A 23,347-nucleotide genomic window follows, 5' to 3' on the forward strand; every position below is an offset into this window, starting at 1 on the left:
AATGACAAAGTGAATTTTGGAGGTAAATTGTCATGGCTCAGATTGTAGTTATTCATGGACCGAATTTAAATCTGTTGGGGCAGCGGGAGCCGGAAATTTACGGAACCTCTACGTTGGAGGATATTAACCGTCAATTAACGGAACTCGGGAATCAGCACTCTGTTGAATTGGAATTTTTTCAGTCAAACCACGAAGGACAAATTATCGATCGCATTCATTCTGCCATTGGCTCTGCCGAAGGGATTTTAATTAACCCGGGAGCTTTTACTCATTATAGTATTGCAATTCGGGATGCGCTCAGTGCGGTTCCGATTCCGGCTGTTGAAGTTCATTTGTCAAACATTCATGCACGCGAGGAATTTCGTAAACTTTCAGTTGTAGCACCAGTTGCTGTCGGGCAAATCAGCGGTTTCGGCATCCAAAGCTATGAACTGGGATTATTGGCACTGGTTGGCCACTTGCAGAGACTCGGGCGACTGACATAGAAAGAAGGTTTGATACATGCAGGAACGGTTAGTCAAGCTCCGTAAACAGCTTGCCCAGCAACCGTGTGACGGAATGTTGATTGTTAAGCCTGAGAACAGACGGTACATCAGTGGGTTTACAGGGTCAGCCGGTTACTTGTTAATTACCGGGAAGGATGCCATATTAATTACTGACTTCCGGTACACCGAGCAGGCACAGGAGCAGGCTCCCCATTTTGAAGTGGTAAAACACGGCTCCTCTGCTCACGAAACGATCCTTGCCCATTTGAACAGGTTAGGTATCAAACGCTTGGGTTTTGAAAAAGATTATCTTACATATGCAATCTACTCCACATTTCAGGAGAAATTCGCGCCCATCGAACTGGTTCCGCTTGAAGGAATCGTGGAAAAACTCCGGGCGGTGAAAGATGAGCATGAGATTGCAATCATTCGCAAGGCTGCTGAAATTGCGGATGCAGCTTTTTCCCATATCACCGGTTTTTTAAAACCGGGAATTACGGAACTGGACGTAGCTGTAGAGCTGGAGTTTTTCATGCGGAAACTCGGTGCCAAAAGCTCTTCATTTGACATCATCGTGGCGTCCGGTGCTCGGTCCAGTTTACCGCATGGCGTGGCTACGGATAAGGTGTTGGAAAAAGGGGATTTTGTCAAATTGGACTTTGGTGCGTTGTACCAAGGATATTGCTCTGATATCACGCGAACCGTCGTGCTGGGGGAACCGAGTGACAAACAGCGGGAAATATACAACATCGTAGCAGAAGCTCAATTGTATGCTCTGGAGCACTTGAAGGCAGGCATGACCGGGAAGGAAGCGGATGCTTTGGCCAGGGAGATCATAAAAAACAAGGGATACGGGGATCACTTCGGCCATGGTTTAGGTCACGGAATCGGGCTTTATATACATGAAGAACCGCGGTTATCTTCACTTTCGAACGATGTATTGGAGCCGGGAATGGTGGTGACTGTTGAACCGGGCATCTATGTGGCCGGTTTTGGCGGAGTTCGAATTGAAGACGACGTTGTGATTACCGAATCGGGAATTGAGATTTTAACCAGTTCTATCAAGGACTTGTTAATACTTTAATACTTCAGGCACTCATCAGTAGGAGGGAATTAACTAAATGATTTCAAGTAATGATTTTCGTCCGGGAGTTACGATCGAATATGACGGCGCCATTTGGAAGGTGATCGAATTCCTCCACGTAAAACCGGGTAAAGGTGCTGCCTTTGTTCGTACCAAATTGAAAAATGTAAGAACCGGTGCAGTAAAAGAAATGACTTTCAATGCAGGTGAGAAAGTTCCGCGTGCCCGAATTGAAACCCGTGAAATGCAATATCTGTACAACGATGGGGAAAACTACACCTTCATGGATACCGAAACATTTGAACAGATTCAGATTCCTGCAAGCCAACTGGAATACGAACTGCAATTCCTGAAGGAAAACATGAACTGCTTTGTTATGATGTACGAAGGAGCAGCCATCGGGATCGAGATTCCGAATACCGTTGAACTGGAAGTGGTGGAAACAGATCCCGGTATTCGGGGCAATACTGCAACTGGCGGATCCAAGCCGGCCAAATTGGAGACTGGCTATGTGGTTCAAGTTCCGTTCTTCATTGAAGTGGGAGACAAGTTAATTATCGATACCCGTTCCGGTGAATATGTTTCCCGTGCTTAGTACCATTAAACCGCACTTTTGACAGTGCGGTTTTTTTGTTCTAGCTTGTCTGCTGCCCACATACATTTTCCTAGTGAAGAAGTCTGTCCGTTGGGATCAAGGGATGAGGTGTGGGGCAATGTTTGACGTTGAGGACAAGTTGGTATTGGGAATGGCAGGGCTTCGGCTTCTATCCGGCAGCATCGAAATCATAGCTGCTCTGCTAATGCTGTATTACGGGACAATCGAGCGAGCGGTCACGGTGAATGCGTTTCTTTCCCTTGTTGGACCCATCGTTTTGATTTTAGTGACAACGATTGGACTCATCGGGCTGGCCGATAAACTGGATTTCACGAAAATGGTACTTGTCATGTGCGGCGTCGCTTTGATTCTGTACGGAGTCCGGTCGTGATACCTGATTCCGGGTCCATTCTCAAGGCACTCGGAATAAACTTCGAAGTTGTACGTCACTTTAATGGGTGTTGTACATACCGTCACTTTGATGGGGTGATACTAGTGAGGGACAACGGACTGAAAGGAGAACAGGTATGCACCAGTTAAAAGAACGCATGGCGTATATAAAAGGGTTGACCTCAGGGCTTGATGTGAACCGGAATACTCCGGAAGGCCGCGTACTGCTTGAAATAATAGACTTGATGGACGCTGTCATACATTCAGTTGACAGGCTGAATATCCATCAAGAAGATTTGGAAGAGTATGTCAGTGCAATCGACGAGGATCTCACTGATTTGGAAAACGATTTTTATGGCGAGTACGACGATGAGGATATAGACGTGTATGAGGTTTACGAAGATGAGGATGGAGAGCAAGACGACGATATTGAGTACTTGGAAATGGAATGTCCGAACTGCCAGGAAACAGTGTTTGTAGATTGCACCGTGTTTGATGATGACGACGTTGTGGAAGTTTTATGTCCGGAATGCCACGAAACGATTTTGGTGAATGACGACAGCCCGGTTACCACCTCATAGAAGTTGTGTTTGTGCCAGCCCTCCCTGGGATTGGGGAGGGTTATTTTTATTGCTTTTTCTAAACTACGAAAATAGCAAATTGCAAACTGAGAATCTCGTATTTTTTTGGTCCAAGCCGGTATAAACGAACAAGCCGGTCCATATGTATGGAATATCTACTTGTGGACGAGGAGGGGGTACCATGCTTCCCACGGCTTCACGCAACCAAATCGAAACTGCGATTCGTCAACAAATCCTGCCTGTGCTTGCTCCCGCCATTCGGAGCATCATTAGCCGCACTCCGCCATCTGTGCAGTTCAGCTTGGAAGAAATTCGAATCCGTCTTGGGAAACCGCTGCAGGTATATACCCACCAGGGGGACTATTACTTGGATCCGCAAGGTCAACCTTTCCGGTTTCTGCCTAAAGCCTACTGCGTCTCCGAAGAGGATGTGGCGCAAACTCTGCAGCTTCTCACGCGCTCTTCTCTCTATGCTCTGGAAGAAGAATTGCGGCGTGGATTTCTGACGATTGCCGGGGGGCACCGGGTTGGATTGGCTGGCCGGACGATTTTGTCGGCCGAAGGATTCGTTCAAACCATGAAGGACATTACGAATTTGAATATCCGGGTGGCCCGCCAAGTTCAGGGGGTTGCCGATCCTGTCAAAGAATATCTGATGAACCCGTCGGGCTATAAGCTTTACAACACCCTCATCATTTCGCCGCCGCAATGTGGAAAAACGACTCTCCTCCGCGACCTGGCCCGTCAAATCAGCGATGGGTCCCTTCACCCCAAGATGAAGGGATTAAAGGTCGGAATCGTGGATGAACGATCCGAATTGGCAGGATGTGTAAACGGGGTTCCTCAACACAGTGTTGGATCTCGAACAGATGTATTGGACGGATGCCCCAAGGCCCAAGGGATGTTAATGATGATCCGGTCCATGTCTCCGCATGTGTTAATAACGGATGAGATAGGGCGGGAAGAAGACCGCGATGCGATCCAGGAAGCGGTTCATGCAGGGGTTCATGTAATCGCCTCCGCACACGGCTATAATCTGGCAGAAATCAAAAATCGCCCTGCGATTCAATCCCTCTTTGAAGCAAAAGTGTTTTCCCGTTTCCTGGTTCTGTCCCGGAGAAACGGACCCGTCACGCTGGAAGGGGTTTATGACAAGAACGGACAGCGTCTGTATCAAAGAGAGGGTCGATCCGAATGGTCAAATTGATTGGTTCCGTGCTGTTCGTTATGGCCACAACCGGTCTGGGATTGTGGAAAGCGGCTTCCTATTCGGAACGAACAAAAGAACTGCACCAACTGATTACAGCCCTGCAAATGCTGGAAACCGAAATCTCCTACGGGGCGACGCCATTGCCGGAAGCTTTGACTCGAATCGGTTCCAGGATCGCCGGAAAAATCGGACTTCTGCTGTCCGACACGGGTTTCGCTTTATCACAGGGAGACGGTCGATCGGCCGGGCAGATTTTTCAGGAACAAGTGCTGCGCTGGAGCCCAAAGCTTCACCTAAAAACGGAAGACCAGGAAATCCTGTGTACCTTTGGCCATACGCTTGGGAATTCGGATCGTCTGGATCAAATCAAGCATATTCACCTGACCTGTAAAAGACTTGCTGCAGAAGAAACGACAGCCCGGGATGAGCGGGACCGGTTGGGAAAGATGTGGAAATATCTCGGCGCCTTAATGGGCTTGGCTGCCGTAATCATCATGTATTAAAGCAGGGGGATGGGAAAATGTTTTCAGCCGCAGTCAGTACAATTTTACAAATTGCCGGGATTGGGTTTCTGGTAGCTGTTTTGCATACGGTTCTAAAATCCGCGGGAAAAGAAGAGTTTGCAAGCTGGACCACTCTTACCGGAATTGCAATTGCATTGCTGCTCGTCCTCAGCAAACTCGAAATCCTGCTGTCGGAAATCACGAGTGTATTTCGGTTCCAATAGGAAACCTGGAGGAAGGAATCGGTCATGGACATACTTCAAATTGTTGGACTTGGCCTTATCGCAACTTTTCTGATACTCACGGTAAAATGGCAATCTCCTCCCGCCGCTCTTTTGATCTCCCTATTGACCGGTGTGTTCGTATTCGTAATTTTGGTGCCTCCGATTCGAATGATTTTTGAGGAAATCCAAAGTTTGGCGATGCAGGCCCGTGTGGATCTGAGGCTTCTGGGGGTGATTTTGAAGATCATCGCGATTGCCTACATTGCCGAATTTGGGGCCCAACTTGTCAGGGACGCGGGGGAGTCGGGATTAGCCTCGAAGATTGAGTTTGCCGGAAAGATTCTGATTTTGGTGCTTGCGATTCCCGTTGTTCGCGTGGTGATCGACACAATCATGCAGGTGATGATTCGGGGGGGAGCCGGATGAGAAAATGGCTTTTCTTCCTGATTACCGTCTTCCTTCTCACTTTTGCGGCCCCCCCGATGGGGGTCGCAGCGGAAGAAGCGCAAAAAATCGCTCCTGAAAAAAATGTGGAATCCTCTATCGATACAAGTGAGATTGACCGCTTTTGGCGAGATTTGGTGGAGCAGTATGCCGATTTTTTACCGAGTACGACCACACCGCATATTCTCGAGCTGTTGAAGGGGGAAGGGTTCTCGCTCAAGGGGGTTCTGCTCGGGATGATCAAGTTCCTTTTCTTCGAGATCTTACAGAATTCGATGTTGTTGGGAAGTATCCTGATTCTGGCGGTATTGGCCTCCTTGCTGGAAAATTTGCAGAATGCTTTCGAACGGAACGCGGTTTCCCAGGTCGGCTTCTCGGTGATCTATATCGCGCTTATCGTACTATCGGTCAATTCCTTTATGACAGCTACGGGATACGCCAAAGAAGCGATCAATACCATGAGCGATTTTATGATGGGGAGCATTCCGCTTTTGCTTACCCTGATGGCTTCCACCGGAGCCGTTACATCAGCAGGGCTGCTCTACCCGACCGTTGTTTTTGCCGTCAACACGTTTGCAGGGCTTGTCACCAATGTGGTGCTCCCACTCATCTTCTTTTCAGCGGTCCTGTTGATGGTTTCGGAGTTCTCCAGCCGTTATAAGCTGTCCCAGTTGGGCGGGTTTCTAAGAACCACCGGGAATTGGATGTTGGGAGCCTTCTTTGCAATCTTTCTTGGCATCATGGCCGTAAAAGGGGCGATGGGGGGAGTGGCCGACGGGGTTGCCTTACGAACAGCCAAATTCGCGACATCCACTTTAATTCCGGTCGTGGGCAAGATGTTCTCCGATTCGATTGATACCGTAGTCGGCGCTTCCATGCTCGTCAAGAATTCCATCGGCGTTGCAGGTCTGGTGGTATTGGTGCTGATTTGCACATTTCCGGCACTCAAGATTATCAGCCTTGCGATTGTGTACAGTCTGTCGGGAGCGTTGATGCAGCCGCTCGGGAATTCACCCGTGATCTCATGCCTTGCTACCATTGGGAAGACACTGTTCATCGTGTTCTCCGCTATGGCAACCGTCGGGTTCATGTTCTTCCTCTCCATCACCATGATTTTAATGGCGGGCAACATTCAACTGATGGTGAGGTGAAAGAATGGCACTTTTATCTTCCTGGCTTTTGCAGATTGTACTGATCCTGTTGTTTGCTGTCGTAATGGATCTGGTTATTCCGACAAATGCGATGCGGAACTACGTCAGGGTGGTGATGGGACTGGTCATCATGGTCACCATGTTAAAGCCAATCTCCGCCTTGTATGACAACAAGTTCGATCTTTCCCGGATCCAATGGCCGGAAGCGGGAGCGCAATTTGCTGGTTTTGATTCCATAAAATCCAAGGCAGAGAAACTGCAGCGTGATCAAATGCGCCAAGCGCAAGAACAATTGCACATCCAGTTGGAAAAGCTGGTCAAGGAACAGGTGGAAAGCGCATATCCATTAGAAGTAACCCAGGTACAAGCCAGGTTTGCGGATCCATTGAATGAGTCCCATCCATCTCCCGAAATTACAGAATTGAGCCTGCAGGTTCGCCCAAAGGAAAACAATCGTTCCGGGAGTGAAATACAGCCGGTTCAACCGGTCAACATTCAACTTGACAAACAACAAGAACCAGGCAAACCACAAGCGGATTCCATAGATCAAGAAAAGATTTCCAAACAGATCAAGCAAGATTTGGCATCCAGATTCCAAATTTCCGGTTCGGCAGTCTCAATCAAGTGGATGGCCGACTAAGGGGGTGAGACATATGAATTTCGATTTCAATTTTCTTACTCGCATTCCCAAGTGGACATACATTCTGGCTGCACTGGGTCTGATTTTGATCCTCTTCGGATCCTTTAATTCCCCCAAGACGGTCAAGCAATCTGAGACTGCAGAAGCGACAAAGGTAGTGAACACCGATTCTTCAACGATAAGCAGATACGAGCGTCTGTACGAAGAAAAATTGGCACAGGTTTTAAACCAGATCGATGGAGTATCGGAAGTCACCATCATGGTGAACCTGGATTCAACCGAAGAACTGGTCTTGGCCGAAAACGTGACAACCAACAGGCAAACGAATCAAGAACGGGACAAACAGGGCGGTGAGCGAATGGTTACTACGGTTAACGAAAATAAACAACTGGTCATGATGAAAGGATCTCCCGATAACCCGGTTGTGGTAAGGACAATTAAACCTCATGTCCGCGGGGTTCTGGTAGTTGCCAAAGGGGCTCAACAACCGAGGATTGAAGCTTTGATCAAAGAATCTGTGCAGCGGGTATTGGAAGTTCCGTCGCATCGAATTTCAGTTCAACCGAAAAAATCGAATTAAACGATCTGAAGGAGGAAGAAACTCATGGCAAAACGTCAAACGGTATGGCTTTCGACAATGATGATCCTGTCTCTAATGGTAATCGGGTATTACACGGTCGACGACACTCTCACACCGGTTCCGGCAAACACGACGGACGGCAAAAAAACTGAACAACCGTCCAAGGACAGCGGCAAAGAACAAGGCAAAACCACAGAGAATAAGGAGACCATGACGGGTGGCGACTGGTTTGTGGAGGAGGCATTGAAAAGGGAAGATGATTACTCAAGGAAAATGGAAGAGCTCCAGCATGTTCTCGCGGACAGCAAAACGACTACGGAACAAAAAGTGAAGGCGGAACAAGAACTGAATGCGCTCAAAGAATTTAACGAAAAAGCAAGCAATGCGGAAGGCAAGGTAGTGGCGGAAGGATTTGAGGAGGCGCTGATCACCAAAGGAAATGATAATCGTATCACCGTCACCGTCCAAGCAGCTCAACTGTCGAAGGAACAGGCGGCCAAGATCTATATGATCGTCAGTAAAGAATTGAACGTACCGGCTCATCAAATTGTGGTTTCGTATAAACAATAAAATACTTGAAAAGCAGAGATGCTTTTTTGGTCGATAGGAAATTGTAAATTTTGTCCTATCGACATAAGCGCAACTAAAGGCATTCACAAGTCTAAGGACTTGGTGAATGCCAAGTTTTCTTTAGCCAGTTGGGCGCCCGTTGGTTGACAAGGCGCTCTTCTTCTTTTTTGATTGGCTCTGTTCGAGGTTGCTCTCCGCACTCCGACCGCGTGGTGTAGAAAGATTATGCAAGAATGTGGTATACTTTCCAATAGTGCGTAAAGTTCACGCAGGTAAAAGGGAGGACTACGATGTTCAAACTGAATGAAATTAGAGAACTTGTCCGTTTGATTGACGAAACGTCAGTAACTGAACTGAATGTGGAAGCTGCCGGAACGAAGTTGATCATAAAGAAGGAGTATGGCGCTGCAACTCCGGTTGTTGTTCAACCGGCGCCTGTACAAGCTCCTGCAGCGATTCAAGCTGCTGCACCTGCAGTCCCTGCGGCACCTGTTCAGGCTCCAGCTGTCGAAGAGACAGCCAAGAAAGCGGTTGCACCCGCAGAAGATCCAACATTACATAAAATTGTTTCGCCGATGGTCGGAACTTTCTATCAGGCTCCGGCTCCGGATGCTGATCCCTATGTTGGCGTAGGTTCCAAAGTTACCGAAAAAACGGTTGTATGTATCGTTGAGGCAATGAAATTAATGAACGAAATCGAAGCGGACGTACGCGGAGAAATTGTGGCGGTACTTGTAGAGAACGGACAACTGGTTGAATACGGCCAGCCGCTGTTCCTTGTGAAACCTGAGTAATGCGGGGGGCAGCTATCGTGTTTAGAAAAATACTGATTGCAAACCGTGGTGAAATTGCTGTTCGAGTGATTCGGGCATGCAAGGAGTTAGGGATCCAGACTGTCGCGATTTATTCCGAACCGGATCGCGAATCCCTGCATGTAAAACTTGCGGATGAAGCGTATTGTGTGGGACCTACTGCAAGCAAGCAGAGTTACCTTAACATCCCGAATATAATGGCGGTTGCCACCTCAACAGGAGTGGACGCCATTCATCCCGGGTACGGATTTCTTGCAGAAAACGCCGATTTTGCAGAGATTTGCGAGGCGTGCGGAATCACATTCATCGGGCCCAGTGTCGAAGCTATCGAGAAAATGGGCGACAAATCGGTTGCCAAAGATACGATGAAAAAAGCCAACGTTCCTTGTGTTCCGGGAACTGACGGATTAATCGAGGATATTCGGGAAGCGCTTGATGTAGCGAAGCAAATAGGCTATCCGGTGATCGTGAAAGCAACCGCCGGAGGCGGCGGAAAAGGGATGCGTGTCGCCGCCAATCCGGAAGAATTGGAAAAATCGATTCAGATGGCGCAGGTGGAAGCGGAGACCGCTTTCGGCAATGCCGGGGTCTATCTCGAGAAGTTTGTGGAAGAGCCGCGTCATGTCGAGATTCAAGTTATGGCAGACAAGCATGGTAATGCGGTCTACGCTTGGGAAAGGGATTGCTCCATCCAGCGGAGACACCAAAAGTTGATTGAGGAAGCTCCTTCCCCCGCTTTATCCCCTGATTTGCGTAAACGGATGGGGGAGTCGGCGGTGGCTGCGGCACTTGCGGTCAATTATTCCGGTGCGGGAACCGTGGAATTCCTGCTCGACAAGCATGGAAATTATTACTTCATGGAAATGAATACCCGGATTCAGGTAGAGCATCCGGTTACCGAAATGATTACCGGCATTGACCTGATTAAAGAACAGATTCGGGTTGCAGCCGGCGAGAAGCTTTCCTTCTCACAAGATGAGCTGGCATTGAATGGCTGGGCGATCGAATGTCGGATTAATGCGGAAGATCCTGACAAAAACTTCATGCCCTGCCCGGGAACGATCACAAAATATCTCCCGCCCGGCGGGTTCGGGGTTCGTGTGGACTCCGCGGCTTATACGGGTTACAAGGTGTCCCCGTTTTACGATTCGATGATTGCCAAACTGATCGTCTGGGGGCCGACCCGTTTGGAAGCTATCGCTCGTATGGAACGCGCCCTGCAGGAGTTCCAAATCGAAGGAATTAAGACGACCATCCCGTTCCATTTGAAAGTCTTGCGCCACTCGGCGTTTATTGAAGGGGACGTCAATACAAAGTTCTTAGAAATGTATACATTGTAAAATTTGACTTTTTATCGGGTCCCCATTAAAGTACTCGGAATTTACTTCGAAGCTTCTCGTCACTTTAATGGGCCCTCTAAAATTGTCATATTTTACTCCCTCTGGTATACTATTGATACTAATCGGACAAACAAAGGGGGGTTATGAGTGACGATCGATAACTTGGAATTTGACGTAACTGAAATGGGCCAGATTCGAATTGCTCCCGAAGTGATTGAAATCATTGCCGGACTGGCTGCAACAGAGGTCAGAGGAATCGCCGGAATGAGCGGCGGTGTCGCAGGCGGCATTGCTGAGCTGCTTGGCAGAAGGAACCTCGGCAAGGGCGTTAAGGTCGAGGTTGGTGAAAAACAATGTGCTGTGGATCTGTCTGTAGTGACGGAATTTGGCAGTAAAATTCCGGAAGTTGCAGCAGAGGTTCAAAATAATGTAAAACGTGCGATTGAGAATATGACGGGGCTTGAGGTCGTGGAAGTGAATGTTCACGTTTTGGGCGTAGCCTTCAAACAAGAGGAAAAAGAAGAAGAGCCCCCCACACCCACTCATCGTGTTCGATAATCATCTTCCCCCCTGGAACTGACTTTTTTCACGGGGGGTTTTATACAACTCGAGGAGGGACAAGCTTTGGGTTTCTTGGATCGAATTCTGCTTTTCCTGTTCAGCTTGACGGTTGCATTTCTTTCTTTTTTGATGGCTACTCAAATCTTCGGATTTAACTGGCTGAGTCAATCGTTTGCCGATTATTCGACTGAAATTCTCGTGGGTGCCGTTATCCTGTTTTTGGTCTCATTGCGTTTTCTTTTTTTCCGAACGGGTGCTTCCAGAGAACCGCAGGCCATCATACATAAGACTGAACATGGAGAAGTTCGAATCTCGACACAGACATTGGAAAGCTTGGCAGATCGGGCAACTCGTCTGGTTAGAGGCGTAAGCGATCTGAAAACCAAAGTTCGTCCGTCTGAGGTGGGGATTCGTCTAGCAATCCGAATATCCGTGGACCCCGACTTGGACATCCCCCAGATCACATCATCCGTACAGCAGAAAGTAAAGGATTACGTGGAGGCTACCGCCGGCGTCATTGTTGAAAATGTGGTGGTATATGTGAATGATGTGGCAAAGGTGCAAGCCGGAAAAGTCTCCACACGACCGAGGGTAGAATAATGGAGATCTGGAATAAAATCTGGTCTTTTATTCAGTCGGCGAATCTGCGTACTCTTGGGATGTTGGTCGGAGCTTTGCTGGGATTGCTCTATTTGTGTGTCGGATTTTGGAAAACATTGGTGTTTGCTGGTTTTATTCTGTTAGGATATTTGGTGGGACGTTGGTTAGACAGCCAAGAGGATTGGCGCGCCGTTGTCGAACGCCTCATTCCAAATAAATCTCGGGATTAAAGGGCAGAGTCGAACTTGCCCTTTTTTCTTTGTTTGATAATGGCAAGAATAAATACACTGAAGTTAAACGGAGGGATACACATGAGCCGCAGGCAGGTGCGCGAAAGCGCTCTTCAAAGCCTTTTTCAGATGAACGTGGGACAGGTACCCGCAAATGAAGCCATTGGGCATGTACTGGAAGAGACGAATCAGGAGATCGACAAAGAATACTTGGAAAAAATGGTGACCGGTACACACAACAACCAATCCCGGATCGACAGCATAATTGAGAAGTATTCGGTCGGCTGGAAAATTGACCGGATGCCGACTGTTGATCTCACCATTTTGCGTATGGCTGTTTATGAGTTGTTATATGAGCCGGGTACTCCGGAAAAAGCAATTATAAACGAAGCGATTGAACTGGCAAAAGCTTTCTCGACCGCCGAGTCAGGCAAGTTTGTGAATGGGATTCTCGGCAAACTGGTTCAGGATCTCGATCAATTAAGGGGTTCAGTACAGGAATGATCCTCGGGATTGATACAAGTAATTATACGACTTCGATTTGTTTAATTGATCAAGCCGGTCAGATCGTGCATGAGCAGCGGAAGCTGCTTAGTGTGGAAGAAGGGGAACGAGGGTTGCAGCAGTCTGCTGCCCTGTTTCAACATATCAAGAACTTGCCGGATCTGGTGGAGAAGATCGGGGATTTACGCGGACTGCAAGCAGTTTGTGTTTCTTCACGGCCTAGACCGTCGGAAGGATCGTATATGCCGGTGTTTCTTGCGGGAGAAGGACTCGCCCGCAGCCTGGCTGCTGCTTTCAACATACCGCTCTATCGCACGAGTCACCAAGAGGGGCATATTGCAGCGGGTGAGGGGACAAGCGGGCCAGTACCGGCTGATGAGTTTCTGGCCATTCATCTTTCCGGAGGAACTTCCGATTTGCTGCATGTGAAACGGTATGCGACTGGATATGCGATTGAAATCCTGGGAAGTTCTCAAGACCTGCATGCAGGTCAGTTTGTGGACCGGGTTGGTGTAGCTTTGGGGCTTCCTTTCCCGGCAGGACCTCACCTCGAAAAATTGGCCCTCACAGCTGAAGGAGACGAGTCCTCGATCCGATTGCCATCGCCTGTCAGCGGCTTTAATTGGTCGCTTTCGGGGCCTGAAACTGCAGCCAGAAGATACATGGAATCGGGTGGGAACCCGGCGGCCATTGCAAGAGCGGTTGAGAATTGCATAGCAAAAGGTCTTGAAAAAGTATTGGGAAAAGCGATAGAGGAAACCAATTTGCGTCAGATTTTAATCGTTGGCGGAGTAGCGGCCAACCAACACATTCGCAAACGTCTTCAACATCGTTTGGAACATCCGGCCGTGAAAGCACAACTCTATTTTGCAGATCCCCGCTATTCTACGGACAACGCTTTTGGTGTGGCGAGAATCGGATTATTGACACACAATTATCATACAATCAATTGATTGGTAGATCGTTATGATATAGTATAATGGTATCATTCAGCGAATCGACGTTTTGCAGCACGATACGACAAGGAGGAACTCAAGTGGCAGAAGGATTGCGGGTAGATGGGAAAGTATATGATATCACGATTATAGGAGGGGGCCCGGTTGGGCTGTTTGCCGCTTTTTATGCGGGCATTCGTGATATGTCGACAAAGATAATCGACAGCCTTCCTCAACTGGGCGGGCAGTTGGCGGAGTTATATCCGGAGAAGTATATCTATGACGTTGCCGGGTTTCCAAAAGTGTATGCAAAAGATCTGGTGAACAATTTAAAGGAACAAATGGCGCCGTATAATCCTACCGTGTGCTTGAATGAGCGTGTAACGGGACTTGAAAAGCAGGATGACGGAACATTCAAACTTACTTCAAACACCTCGGTGCACTATTCCCGGACTGTTCTGGTTGCTGGCGGTATCGGGGCTTTCACTCCCCGCCGTTTGCCTGCTGCCAATACGGAACAATATGAAGGAAAAGGAATTCAATACTTCATTGACGATCTGTCCAAGTTCAAAGGTCTGAACTGTTTGGTTGTCGGTGGCGGAGATTCGGCGGTTGATTTTGCTCTCATGCTCGAGACAGTCGCCAAGAAAGTAACTTTGATTCATCGCCGTGACCAATTCCGTGCTCATGAAGACAGCGTGCGGAAATTGTTCAACTCGTCTGTAGAAGTGAAGGTATTTACCGAGCTGAAAGCGGTTGAAGGAAACGGCAAACTCGAACGGGGCCTGCTGGTCAACTCGAAGGAAAAAACAGAGGAAACGGTTGAACTGGCTGCGATTATTGGGGCACTCGGTTTCTCCGCATCACTGGGTCCGATTTTGGATTGGGGTCTTGAGATTCAGGATAATGCAATCGTTGTAAACACCAAAGGGGAAACCAATATTCCGGGTGTTTATGCGGCAGGGGACATCGTCACCTATCCGGGTAAGATCAAACTCATTGCAACCGGCTTTGGCGAAGGTCCGACGGCTGTCAATAATGCGAAGATTTATCTGGATCCGGAATCCAAGCTGCATCCTGGACACAGCTCGTCCGGTTTTGGCAAGAAATAGATTCGAATTGAAAATAATAAAAGTCTACGCTGCTAAGCGTGGACTTTACATATTTCTGAGGAGGATTTGAAATGCCTGCAAACGTAATCAGCGGAAAAGAAGTGTCTGCTCAAATTCGGGCAGAACTTAAGGATGAGGTGGCAAAACTGGCAGCAAAGGGAGTACAACCCGGACTTGCCGTGATTTTGGTCGGAAACGATCCGGCTTCTCATAGTTACGTAAAAGGAAAAGAGAAGGCTTCTATCGAATTAGACTTCTATTCCGAAATTCACCGCTTGGATGAGAACGTTTCGGAAGAAGAAGTGTTATTGTTAATTAAGAAGCTGAATGCAGATCCAAAGATTCATGGGATTTTGGTCCAACTACCGCTTCCGCGACACATTTCGGAACATAAGGTAATTCTTGCAATTGATCCGCGAAAGGATGTTGACGGTTTTCATCCCCAGAATGTCGGGAATATGTACATTGGGCTTCCGGCCTTCCTGCCATGTACACCGCACGGGGTTATCCAAATGTTGAAAAGGTCCGGTGTGGAGATTGCAGGAAAACATGCGGTTGTTATCGGACGTTCCAACATTGTCGGGAAGCCGATGGCGCAGCTCCTTCTCTCTGAGAATGCCACGGTGACAATCTGTCATTCCCGTACGAAAGACCTTCCTTCCTTTACGAGACAAGCGGATATTTTGATCCCGGCTGTCGGACGGGCAGGAACTGTTCGTGCCGATATGGTGAAACCGGGTGCGGTCGTTATCGATGTGGGTGTGAATCGTGTGGACGGCAAGCTGGTTGGTGACTGCGCATTTGAAGAAGTAAGCGAAGTTGCATCGATGATTACGCCTGTTCCCGGCGGGGTTGGCCCCATGACCATCACAATGTTAATGTACAACACGGTGGAGTCTGCAAAACGTCATTCTGAATGAGGGATTTATGGGAGTGAATCGGATAAGCGAAGAAGCGATTTTGTCGGTTTCGGAGTTGACGGGAGCGATTAAATTCCTGCTCGAACGGGATCCTTTATTGTCGGATTGCTGGGTGCGCGGAGAAATATCGAATTTCACCCATCACAGCAGCGGGCATATGTATTTTACTTTGAAGGATTCAGGCAGTCGAATCAAATCCGTCATGTTTGCGTCGAAGAATCGATCTCTCACCTTTCTCCCAAAAGAGGGCATGAAGGTGATCGTCCGTGGAAATGTCTCCGTATTTGAAAGAGACGGGCAATACCAGCTTTATGTTAACGAGATGCAGCCGGACGGTTTGGGTTCTTTGTTTCTGGCATTCCAACAATTAAAAGAACGTCTGGAAAAAGAAGGGCTGTTTCAGGAAGATCGTAAAAAACCTCTGCCTAAATTCCCTAAAGTGATTGGCGTCGTAACCTCTCCCACCGGGGCGGCGGTCAGAGATATCATAACGACCATCCGTAGACGGTACCCGGTTGCTCATGTGCTTTTATACCCTGTATTGGTGCAGGGGACCGAGGCCCCTTTGACAATAGCGAATGCAATCGACCACCTGAACGAAATGGTCGAGATGAAGATCGATGTTCTGATAGTGGGCCGCGGCGGTGGCTCTCTCGAAGAACTTTGGGCTTTTAACGAGGAAATCGTCGCCCGTTCCATCTTCGCTTCCCGGATTCCGATCATTTCGGCTGTCGGTCATGAAACCGATTTTACAATCGCAGATTTTGTAGCCGATGTGAGAGCTGCAACACCAACGGCTGCTGCTGAGTTAGCTGTTCCCCACCTGTTGGAGTTAACTCGTCACCTTGATTCAACCGAACAGCGTTTAGCTGCGGCAATGTCCAATCAACTGCGCGATTTGCGAAAATGTGTTGATCATTTGGCGCAGTCGCCCGTTTTTTCCCGTCCAACAGACCGAATCCGACAATTGCGCCAGCATGTGGATCACACGGAGAATGAACTTGAACTGTTACTGACAAAACTCCTTGGGAATCGGAGCAAACGGGTAAATGAACTCACCCAGCGTCTTTCTCAGAAATCGCCCGTTGAACGAGTGATGCATACCGAAGAAAGATTTGGTTTTGTCCTGCAGAAAATGTTTTCCGCGATGGAAGCCAGGCTCGGGAACGCAGGCCACCAATTGGACAGAATGATTGATAAACTGGATGCCTACAGCCCTCTCCACGTAATGAAAAGAGGGTATTCTCTCGCGTATCGCGAAGAAAAAGGAAGGCATTTGGTTCGGAGTATCAATGAGGTGCAGCTCGGCGACAGGGTGAATATCAGGCTGCAGGATGGATGGTTGGATTGCCAGGTTTGGGGAATTGAGGAGGAAGACAACCATGACGAATAAAAAAACGAATGTACAACCTGATCAAACTGTAGAAGAACTTTCTTTCGAAGATGCTTTACAAGGCTTGGAAAAAATTGTCCGGGAATTGGAAGCGGGGGAGATCCCGCTGGAGCAAGCGATCGCAAGTTTCCAGGAAGGGATGAAGCTGGCAAAGATCTGTCGAGAAAAGCTTGATCAGGCGGAACAAAAAATTGAAATGCTGGTAGCCGATGCGGCAGGTCTCACCAAGAAGCCTTTCATTCCGGAGGAATAAGAATGTCTTTTCTTATTGACGAATATTTGAAGAATCGCGCCAAAGAAGTGGAAGAAGCTCTCGACCGCTTAACAGCATCTGCCCTTGACACTCCGCACCCAATAGGGGAAGCGATGAGATACAGCCTTTTCGCGGGGGGGAAACGAATCCGCCCCATTCTCACTTTGGCTGCGGTGGAAACAATGGGTGGAGATTATAAAGAAGCTCTTCCCGTCGCCTGCGCAATTGAGATGATCCACACGTATTCCTTGATCCATGATGATTTGCCGGCTATGGACAATGACGATTTTCGACGCGGGAAGCCCACCAATCATAAAGTGTTTGGGGAAGCGATGGCCATCCTGGCAGGTGACGCTCTTTTAACGTATGCATTCGAGGTATTGTCCTCAGTCGAAATGCCCGGAAGGGAAAAAGAACAGCTTGCGCTCATACGGGAATTATCGAAGGCAAGTGGTTTTCAGGGAATGATCGGAGGACAAGCGGCTGATATGGAGGCCGAAGGCAAAAACGGGGACGAAGCAACTTTGCTCTATATCCACAGACATAAAACGGGCGATTTGCTTACCGCCTCCGTTCGAATGGGAGCGATTTTTGCCGGGGCATCCGATCAGGAATTAGGGAAGTTTACTGTTTATGCAGAGAATCTTGGATTGGCTTTTCAAATCCAAGACGACATTCTGGATGTCATTGGCGATCAATCGAAAATCGGGAAAGCCGTCGGAGCCGATGCGGCACTTCGTAAGATGACTTTTCCGGGCATCTATGGACTGGAGGCTTCTCAAAAAAAATTGCATGAGTTGACTCAAAAAGCACTGACATCTCTGAATGAAATCAGTCAGGACACCACGGTTTTGCAGGCTATTGCGGACTATCTTTTAAAACGTGAGTTTTAAATAAGGACAGTGTACCACAAGCGTATTTGCGGGGTGAATTGCCTCGAAGATGCGCTTTTTTCTTGGAATTTCCTGAGTAGGCAGGACGAATAAATCGGAAACTAAGCCGGAAGCGTTTTTCAAATCCTGTATCTGAAAAAAACGGGGGATCGGAACAATGCAAGTTCTCATGTGGTTCGTAAACGCTCTGATTGTGTTTTTTATTGCCTTCGCATTAATGCGGGTGATGGGGAAACGTGCTGTCGCCGAAATGTCTGCTTTTGATTTGATTGTGGTGATACTCCTTGGATCCATGTTGGCAACTCCTCTGTCCAGTCAACGTAGCGTTACTCAGACAGTAGTAACGGGAGCCTTCGTGGCACTTGTATACTTTGCTTTCAGCTTCTTAATGCTGAACAACACCGCGAGACAAGCTCTGCATGCGAAACCGACGGTATTAATCAGCAAAGGGAACATTAATGAAACGGGACTTCGGCAGGCCAGGATGACAATCCCGGAGTTATTGGGGTATCTCCGGGTGAAAGGTTATTCTACTGTTGCGGACGTTGAATTCGCGATTCTGGAGGAAATGGGCGAGATATCCGTAATACCAAAATCGCAAAATGCTCCAGTAACACCCAAGGATTTAAATATTGCAACCGCACCTGCTTCATTACCGGTTCCAATTATTGTGGAAGGGGAATGGTTGGATGACAACCTGTCTTATTTGCAAAAAAGCCGGGAGTGGGCGTTGGATCAGTTGGCGATGCAAGCGTTTGATCCCGAGGATGCCAAGAAACTTTCTCTTGTTCAGGTTGAACCCGATGGTACATTAACAATCGATATCAATGAACCTGCATTCCAGGGACAATTCCCTCCCGGACAATACATGAGCTCGGAACAAGCCTCCACGGCTGTTATGCCTTCAGCTGCAACCAATCCGGGAATCTCTGAAGTTACCAAGAATGCTCTGAATAAGATGCAGACAAAAAAACAAGCGGAAGAACAAAAGGAGAAATAAAAGGGAATTACTCGAAAACTCTTCCACAATCAGGAAGAGTTTTTTCATGCGATTTGTTCAGTTTCGGGATAAAACAGCCAAAAACCCTTGAAAATCGTTCCGCCAAGGAAATAGGGAAGCTCTTTTGTAAACGGTGTTCCCCGGATGAGGGTATAGTCAATCCGGCGAAGATTGGTCACGGAAGCATGCTATGGTATAATGGATGCAACATGGATGGGTGGCGCAGTATTCTAGTCGATCCCCCTCTTCTGAAGGCGGGCCTAAAAATCCGTCAAAGGGCACATCGATGAAGTTCCTGGTGTTGGCTTGAGGCGCCCAGCTTTGGGTTGATACTGGGAGTTAAGGTTGTAGGGCGATCCGCAATGGCATGCGGGCGTTGACCCTACTTCCGCGGAGGCCCATGTTTTGTGGTTTGACACCCTCGTGTGGATAGCTACAACATGGGGTATGAACCTGCATGGCGAGTGAACTGATCTTCGACGACACGACACTTGTGTGCAGCGTAGCCTGCCTTGAGTGATATGTAGGGATTGCAGGGTTCAGGTGAATCGTTTCGGCCAAAAACGATCCACCGGTGCTGTATGAAATACATGTTGCAAAAGAGGCTAGGAAGATGTGCGGGATTGTTGAGGAAAACTCCTAGACTGTCGTACTCGTTACGTGGCTTCTCGGGGATTATAGTGTGGTCTAAGTGGTAATCGAGTCCGGCGAGTGGCGACACCGCCGAGACAGACATAAAGGGAAACCGCCGCCATGGCGACGTGGCGGAGTTTGTCTGGGAAAACCTACTCGACCTAAGTCACAGCGTTTACTCGAGAAGCTGCCACCTCTCTACATAGTTATTTGCGAACGGAGTGTATTCCTATTCATGAATAGCGCGTGGCGTGACACGCTTCGATGGGCGACGTTCATCTTTGGCGTCACCTTTTTTCTATCAGGTTTTTTTAACACCTCCACAGTCGTGCTGGATCAGGTAGATTGGTGGGTGGGTGTTCTTATTGTGTTCGGAATTATCCTAGTTGGGATTGTTTTTGATATAATGGGACTTGCAGCCGCCGCTGCCAGAGAGACACCCTATCATGCAATGGCATCCGAGCGTGTTCGCGGTGCAACGCAAGCGATCCAAATTGTCCGCAATGCCGAAAAGTTCTCCAATTTTTGCAATGACGTGGTCGGAGATATCGCCGGGGTTCTCAGTGGAGCTGCAACGGCCGTTGTCGTGGAGAGAATTATTCATGCGGCCGACATGACCGGGTTTCAAAAAGCAGTTGCTGCAATTACGGCAACAGCGTTGGTTGCTGCACTTACAGTAAGCGGCAAGGCACTTGGAAAGGCATATGCAATTCGCAATGCGAATTACATTATCCTTCGGGTCGGCCAATTTTTTAGCTGGCTTGAAAGGAAGTTTCATATCAGTTTATTTTCTGGAAACGATAAGAAAAAATCGCGAAAGCGAGGCGGTAAGCGTGCGGTTGGAAAACGTCAACAGCCCCGCTGATATCAAAAATTTCAATGTGAAGCAGCTGGACGAACTGGCGGAAGAAATTCGACAGTTTCTTATTGAAAATTTATCTGTGACAGGCGGACACTTCGGGGCCAATTTGGGGGTTGTGGAATTAACCCTTGCATTGCATAAAGTATTCAACAGTCCGCATGATAAATTGATCTGGGATGTAGGGCATCAGGCGTATGTTCATAAAATCTTGACCGGACGCAAATCGATGTTCCCGACACTGCGGAAATTTAAGGGGTTATCAGGATTTCCGAAACGTTCGGAAAGCGAACATGACATGTTTGATGTAGGGCATTCCTCCACATCAATTTCAGCTGCGGTTGGGTATGCCTTAGCCCGTGACCTCAAGAAAGAGAAAAATCATGTTGTGGCTGTGATTGGCGATGGCGCGATGACGGGCGGCATGGCGTTTGAAGCGATGAATCACGTGGGCCATATCGGCACCGATCTGATTGTTGTTTTGAACGACAACGAAATGTCGATTGACCCGAATGTCGGTGCTATGTCAAATTACTTGGCCAAGATTCGAACCGATTCGCATTATAAGAACGCAAAAGCGGAAATTCAGCATGTCCTTCAGAAAATCCCGACCCTCGGCAACAAGGTGGCGAAAGGGTTGGAGCGGATCAAGGACTCTCTCAAGTACCTGATGGTTCCAGGGATGCTCTTTGAAGAATTCGGCTTCACCTACATGGGGCCGATTGACGGGCATAACATTTCTCTCCTGTTGGAGGCAATGGAACAAGCGAAGAGCACCAAAGGTCCGGTTCTTGTGCATGTCGTTACCACCAAAGGGAAAGGATACGCTGCAGCGGAAAGTTCGTATGACAGCGGCCATTTCTTGAATCCGGTAAAAATTGAGACGGGAACACCGAAGTCCGTTCCTCCGATTCCGACTTACAGTTCCGTATTCGGAAACACCATGATCAAACTGGCTGAGCAGGATGAAAGGATTGTGGCGATCACGCCTGCAATGCCTTCAGGATCAGGTCTCTTGAAATACGCGGAGAAATTTCCGAATCGATTCTTTGATGTCGGAATTGCGGAGCAGCATGCAGCAACGTTGGCGGCAGGGCTTGCATGTGACGGGATTCGTCCTGTCCTTTCGATTTATTCGACTTTTATGCAGCGAGCCTATGACCAAATCATTCACGACATTTGCATTCAAAATCTGCCTGTTACGATTGCGATAGACCGTGCGGGACTTGTGGGGCCCGATGGCGAAACACATCAGGGAGCCTTCGACATATCGTTCCTTCGGGCAATTCCGAATCTCACCCTAATGATGCCGAAAGACGAAAATGAACTTCAGCATATGCTCTATACCGCTCTCCAACAAAATAGTCCCACAGCTGTCCGTTACCCTCGGGGTGAAGGAAGGGGCGTCCCCATGGATGAACAATTGCGGGAAATTCCGATAGGGAAGTCGGAAATCCTGCGGGAAGGCACTTCTCAGGTTGCGATTTTAGCCCTTGGACCGATGGTACAGCTGGCTGAAAAAGCTGCCGATGTGCTTGAGCAGGAAGGAATTTTTCCCATGGTTGTGAATATGCGCTTTGTCAAACCGTTAGATCACGAGTTATTGATGGATCTTGCAATGCGCGGTTATCGGCTTATTACGGTTGAAGAAGCCGCGACAGCCGGCGGCATGGGATCTGCCATCCTGGAGTTTTATGCCGGAAACATGATTTCAGGTGTGGAACTGTTCCCGATTGGGCTGCCGGATCGGTTTATCGAACATGGTAGCGTGAAGGAATTGTTGGAATCGGTCGGAATCACCGTTGAAAGAATCGTGGAGCATACGAAGCGTTTGGCCCCAAAGAAGCGGCAGCATGCCTGACTGGAACCATGCAATTGATAAGCTTGCAGCCTTTTTCCGGCTGCAAGCTTTTGCGCATTTTGAATTAGAGGAGCAGATATGAAAAAAGAACGATTGGATGTATTTTTAACCGAACAAGGGTTTTACCCGACTCGAGAAAAAGCAAAAGCGGCGATCATGGCAGGGTTGGTGTTTGTTGACGGGGAACGTGTTGACAAAGCAGGCAACAAAATCAAAACAGATGCCCGGATTGACGTGAAGGGAGACCTGCATCCCTATGTTTCGCGCGGAGGCTTGAAGCTTGAAAAGGCACTGCGAACCTTTCATTTTACCATGGAAGGAAAGGTGGTCATCGATATTGGGGCTTCTACGGGAGGATTCACGGACTGTGCCCTGAAGAACGGTGCCAGACTCGTCTATTCGGTCGATGTAGGATATGGGCAGCTTGCCTGGCAATTACGCCAGGATCCGCGGGTCATCGTGATGGAGCGGACCAATTTTCGGCACCTTAAGGTAGAGGATTTGCAAGCCGATCGTCCGGAAGTTGCAGTGATGGATGTATCCTTTATTTCGGTGAGACTTCTGTTCCCCGTGATTAAAAATGTGCTGGTTCAAGGCGGAACTCTCATTTCACTGATCAAGCCCCAATTTGAAGCAGGACGAGAGAAAGTCGGCAAGAATGGGATTGTACGGGAACCCGAAACACATAAAGAAGTTCTGTTAACGACAATGAAGGCGGCAGTGGCGGAAGGTTTCGAGGTGAAAGACATTACCTTTTCACCGATAACCGGCGGAGACGGCAATATTGAATTTTTGGCTTATCTGCGCTCCACGGAACAACCTTTACTCAACGAACAAGAGCTTACGGAAGCGGTGGTTGCTGCAGTGCAGGCCGCCCATTCTACTTTGCAGAATTCGGCCCAAAATGTGAATTGAAGGAATTTTATCGATTCTCGCGAATTAAGCAAGGATGGAGGATCAAAGCCACTCATTCAAGTGACGGGA

Annotated in this window: 29 protein-coding genes; all 29 read left to right on the plus strand. The window is 48.3% G+C overall.

Going from position 1 to position 23,347, the window contains the following annotated elements:
* Positions 1-32 precede the first annotated feature (32 nt).
* Positions 33-485 (plus strand): type II 3-dehydroquinate dehydratase, encoded by a 453-nt coding sequence (gene aroQ, locus ACFO8Q_RS17415; RefSeq protein ID WP_380027317.1) that lies wholly within the window; start codon positions 33-35, stop codon positions 483-485.
* A gap of 16 nt (positions 486-501) precedes the next feature.
* Complete coding sequence (locus tag ACFO8Q_RS17420; protein ID WP_380027319.1) at positions 502-1,569, plus strand: M24 family metallopeptidase; 1,068 nt, start codon at positions 502-504, stop codon at positions 1,567-1,569.
* A 37-nt stretch (positions 1,570-1,606) separates the two neighbouring features.
* Positions 1,607-2,164 (plus strand): elongation factor P, encoded by a 558-nt coding sequence (efp, locus tag ACFO8Q_RS17425; protein WP_380027321.1) that lies wholly within the window; start codon positions 1,607-1,609, stop codon positions 2,162-2,164.
* A 118-nt stretch (positions 2,165-2,282) separates the two neighbouring features.
* On the plus strand, positions 2,283-2,555 hold the full coding sequence (locus tag ACFO8Q_RS17430) for a YqhV family protein (RefSeq protein ID WP_380027324.1): 273 nt from the start codon (positions 2,283-2,285) through the stop codon (positions 2,553-2,555).
* 136 nt (positions 2,556-2,691) lie between these two features.
* On the plus strand, positions 2,692-3,135 hold the full coding sequence (locus ACFO8Q_RS17435) for a CD1247 N-terminal domain-containing protein (RefSeq protein WP_380027326.1): 444 nt from the start codon (positions 2,692-2,694) through the stop codon (positions 3,133-3,135).
* Between the two features lie 181 nt (positions 3,136-3,316).
* Positions 3,317-4,342, plus strand: coding sequence for a stage III sporulation protein AA (gene spoIIIAA, locus ACFO8Q_RS17440; RefSeq protein WP_380027328.1), 1,026 nt, complete (start codon positions 3,317-3,319; stop codon positions 4,340-4,342).
* Complete coding sequence (gene spoIIIAB, locus ACFO8Q_RS17445; protein ID WP_380027330.1) at positions 4,330-4,848, plus strand: stage III sporulation protein SpoIIIAB; 519 nt, start codon at positions 4,330-4,332, stop codon at positions 4,846-4,848. The genes spoIIIAA and spoIIIAB overlap by 13 nt, the downstream gene beginning before the upstream one ends.
* Before the next feature lie 17 nt (positions 4,849-4,865).
* Positions 4,866-5,072, plus strand: coding sequence for a stage III sporulation protein AC (spoIIIAC, locus tag ACFO8Q_RS17450; RefSeq protein WP_380027332.1), 207 nt, complete (start codon positions 4,866-4,868; stop codon positions 5,070-5,072).
* 24 nt (positions 5,073-5,096) lie between these two features.
* Complete coding sequence (spoIIIAD, locus tag ACFO8Q_RS17455; protein WP_380027335.1) at positions 5,097-5,498, plus strand: stage III sporulation protein AD; 402 nt, start codon at positions 5,097-5,099, stop codon at positions 5,496-5,498.
* Positions 5,495-6,667, plus strand: coding sequence for a stage III sporulation protein AE (gene spoIIIAE / locus ACFO8Q_RS17460; RefSeq protein WP_380027337.1), 1,173 nt, complete (start codon positions 5,495-5,497; stop codon positions 6,665-6,667). The genes spoIIIAD and spoIIIAE overlap by 4 nt, the downstream gene beginning before the upstream one ends.
* A 4-nt stretch (positions 6,668-6,671) precedes the next feature.
* The gene (gene spoIIIAF / locus ACFO8Q_RS17465) at positions 6,672-7,307 is read left to right on the plus strand and encodes a stage III sporulation protein AF (RefSeq protein WP_380027339.1); all 636 of its coding nucleotides are present in this window, start codon (positions 6,672-6,674) and stop codon (positions 7,305-7,307) included.
* Between the two features lie 13 nt (positions 7,308-7,320).
* Positions 7,321-7,887, plus strand: a complete 567-nt coding sequence (spoIIIAG, locus tag ACFO8Q_RS17470; protein ID WP_380027341.1) for a stage III sporulation protein AG — start codon at positions 7,321-7,323, stop codon at positions 7,885-7,887.
* Positions 7,888-7,911: 24 nt separating this feature from the next.
* Positions 7,912-8,457: a SpoIIIAH-like family protein gene (locus ACFO8Q_RS17475; RefSeq protein WP_380027343.1), complete on the plus strand. Its 546-nt coding sequence runs from the start codon at positions 7,912-7,914 to the stop codon at positions 8,455-8,457.
* Positions 8,458-8,747: 290 nt separating this feature from the next.
* The gene (gene accB / locus ACFO8Q_RS17480) at positions 8,748-9,251 is read left to right on the plus strand and encodes an acetyl-CoA carboxylase biotin carboxyl carrier protein (RefSeq protein WP_380027345.1); all 504 of its coding nucleotides are present in this window, start codon (positions 8,748-8,750) and stop codon (positions 9,249-9,251) included.
* A 17-nt stretch (positions 9,252-9,268) separates the two neighbouring features.
* Positions 9,269-10,609, plus strand: coding sequence for an acetyl-CoA carboxylase biotin carboxylase subunit (accC, locus tag ACFO8Q_RS17485; protein WP_380027347.1), 1,341 nt, complete (start codon positions 9,269-9,271; stop codon positions 10,607-10,609).
* A gap of 183 nt (positions 10,610-10,792) precedes the next feature.
* Positions 10,793-11,167, plus strand: a complete 375-nt coding sequence (locus ACFO8Q_RS17490) for an Asp23/Gls24 family envelope stress response protein (protein ID WP_380027505.1) — start codon at positions 10,793-10,795, stop codon at positions 11,165-11,167.
* A gap of 66 nt (positions 11,168-11,233) precedes the next feature.
* The gene (amaP, locus tag ACFO8Q_RS17495) at positions 11,234-11,770 is read left to right on the plus strand and encodes an alkaline shock response membrane anchor protein AmaP (RefSeq protein ID WP_380027349.1); all 537 of its coding nucleotides are present in this window, start codon (positions 11,234-11,236) and stop codon (positions 11,768-11,770) included.
* The gene (locus ACFO8Q_RS17500) at positions 11,770-12,000 is read left to right on the plus strand and encodes a DUF2273 domain-containing protein (protein WP_380027351.1); all 231 of its coding nucleotides are present in this window, start codon (positions 11,770-11,772) and stop codon (positions 11,998-12,000) included. The genes amaP and ACFO8Q_RS17500 overlap by 1 nt, the downstream gene beginning before the upstream one ends.
* 81 nt (positions 12,001-12,081) lie before the next feature.
* Complete coding sequence (gene nusB / locus ACFO8Q_RS17505) at positions 12,082-12,504, plus strand: transcription antitermination factor NusB (protein WP_380027353.1); 423 nt, start codon at positions 12,082-12,084, stop codon at positions 12,502-12,504.
* A complete protein-coding gene (locus ACFO8Q_RS17510; RefSeq protein ID WP_380027355.1) occupies positions 12,501-13,457 on the plus strand; it encodes a Kae1-like domain-containing protein in 957 nt (318 codons plus the stop codon). Before nusB ends, ACFO8Q_RS17510 begins: the two co-directional genes overlap by 4 nt.
* 95 nt (positions 13,458-13,552) lie before the next feature.
* The gene (locus tag ACFO8Q_RS17515) at positions 13,553-14,551 is read left to right on the plus strand and encodes an NAD(P)/FAD-dependent oxidoreductase (RefSeq protein ID WP_380027507.1); all 999 of its coding nucleotides are present in this window, start codon (positions 13,553-13,555) and stop codon (positions 14,549-14,551) included.
* 71 nt (positions 14,552-14,622) lie between these two features.
* Entirely contained in the window at positions 14,623-15,471 is an 849-nt protein-coding gene (gene folD, locus ACFO8Q_RS17520; RefSeq protein ID WP_380027357.1) for a bifunctional methylenetetrahydrofolate dehydrogenase/methenyltetrahydrofolate cyclohydrolase FolD, read from the plus strand.
* A gap of 22 nt (positions 15,472-15,493) precedes the next feature.
* Positions 15,494-16,864 (plus strand): exodeoxyribonuclease VII large subunit, encoded by a 1,371-nt coding sequence (gene xseA / locus ACFO8Q_RS17525; RefSeq protein ID WP_380027509.1) that lies wholly within the window; start codon positions 15,494-15,496, stop codon positions 16,862-16,864.
* A complete protein-coding gene (gene xseB / locus ACFO8Q_RS17530; RefSeq protein ID WP_380027359.1) occupies positions 16,854-17,117 on the plus strand; it encodes an exodeoxyribonuclease VII small subunit in 264 nt (87 codons plus the stop codon). The genes xseA and xseB overlap by 11 nt, the downstream gene beginning before the upstream one ends.
* Before the next feature lie 2 nt (positions 17,118-17,119).
* Positions 17,120-18,010, plus strand: coding sequence for a polyprenyl synthetase family protein (locus tag ACFO8Q_RS17535; protein WP_380027361.1), 891 nt, complete (start codon positions 17,120-17,122; stop codon positions 18,008-18,010).
* A 157-nt stretch (positions 18,011-18,167) separates the two neighbouring features.
* Positions 18,168-19,010 (plus strand): DUF421 domain-containing protein, encoded by an 843-nt coding sequence (locus ACFO8Q_RS17540; protein ID WP_380027363.1) that lies wholly within the window; start codon positions 18,168-18,170, stop codon positions 19,008-19,010.
* Between the two features lie 868 nt (positions 19,011-19,878).
* Complete coding sequence (locus ACFO8Q_RS17545; RefSeq protein ID WP_380027366.1) at positions 19,879-20,508, plus strand: hypothetical protein; 630 nt, start codon at positions 19,879-19,881, stop codon at positions 20,506-20,508.
* The gene (gene dxs / locus ACFO8Q_RS17550; RefSeq protein WP_380027368.1) at positions 20,477-22,363 is read left to right on the plus strand and encodes a 1-deoxy-D-xylulose-5-phosphate synthase; all 1,887 of its coding nucleotides are present in this window, start codon (positions 20,477-20,479) and stop codon (positions 22,361-22,363) included. Before ACFO8Q_RS17545 ends, dxs begins: the two co-directional genes overlap by 32 nt.
* Positions 22,364-22,441: 78 nt before the next feature.
* Positions 22,442-23,278 (plus strand): TlyA family RNA methyltransferase, encoded by an 837-nt coding sequence (locus ACFO8Q_RS17555; RefSeq protein ID WP_380027370.1) that lies wholly within the window; start codon positions 22,442-22,444, stop codon positions 23,276-23,278.
* Positions 23,279-23,347: the final 69 nt, after the last annotated feature.

This window comes from Effusibacillus consociatus, from assembly GCF_042652925.1.
Taxonomy (GTDB): Bacteria; Bacillota; Bacilli; order Tumebacillales; family Effusibacillaceae; genus Effusibacillus; species Effusibacillus consociatus.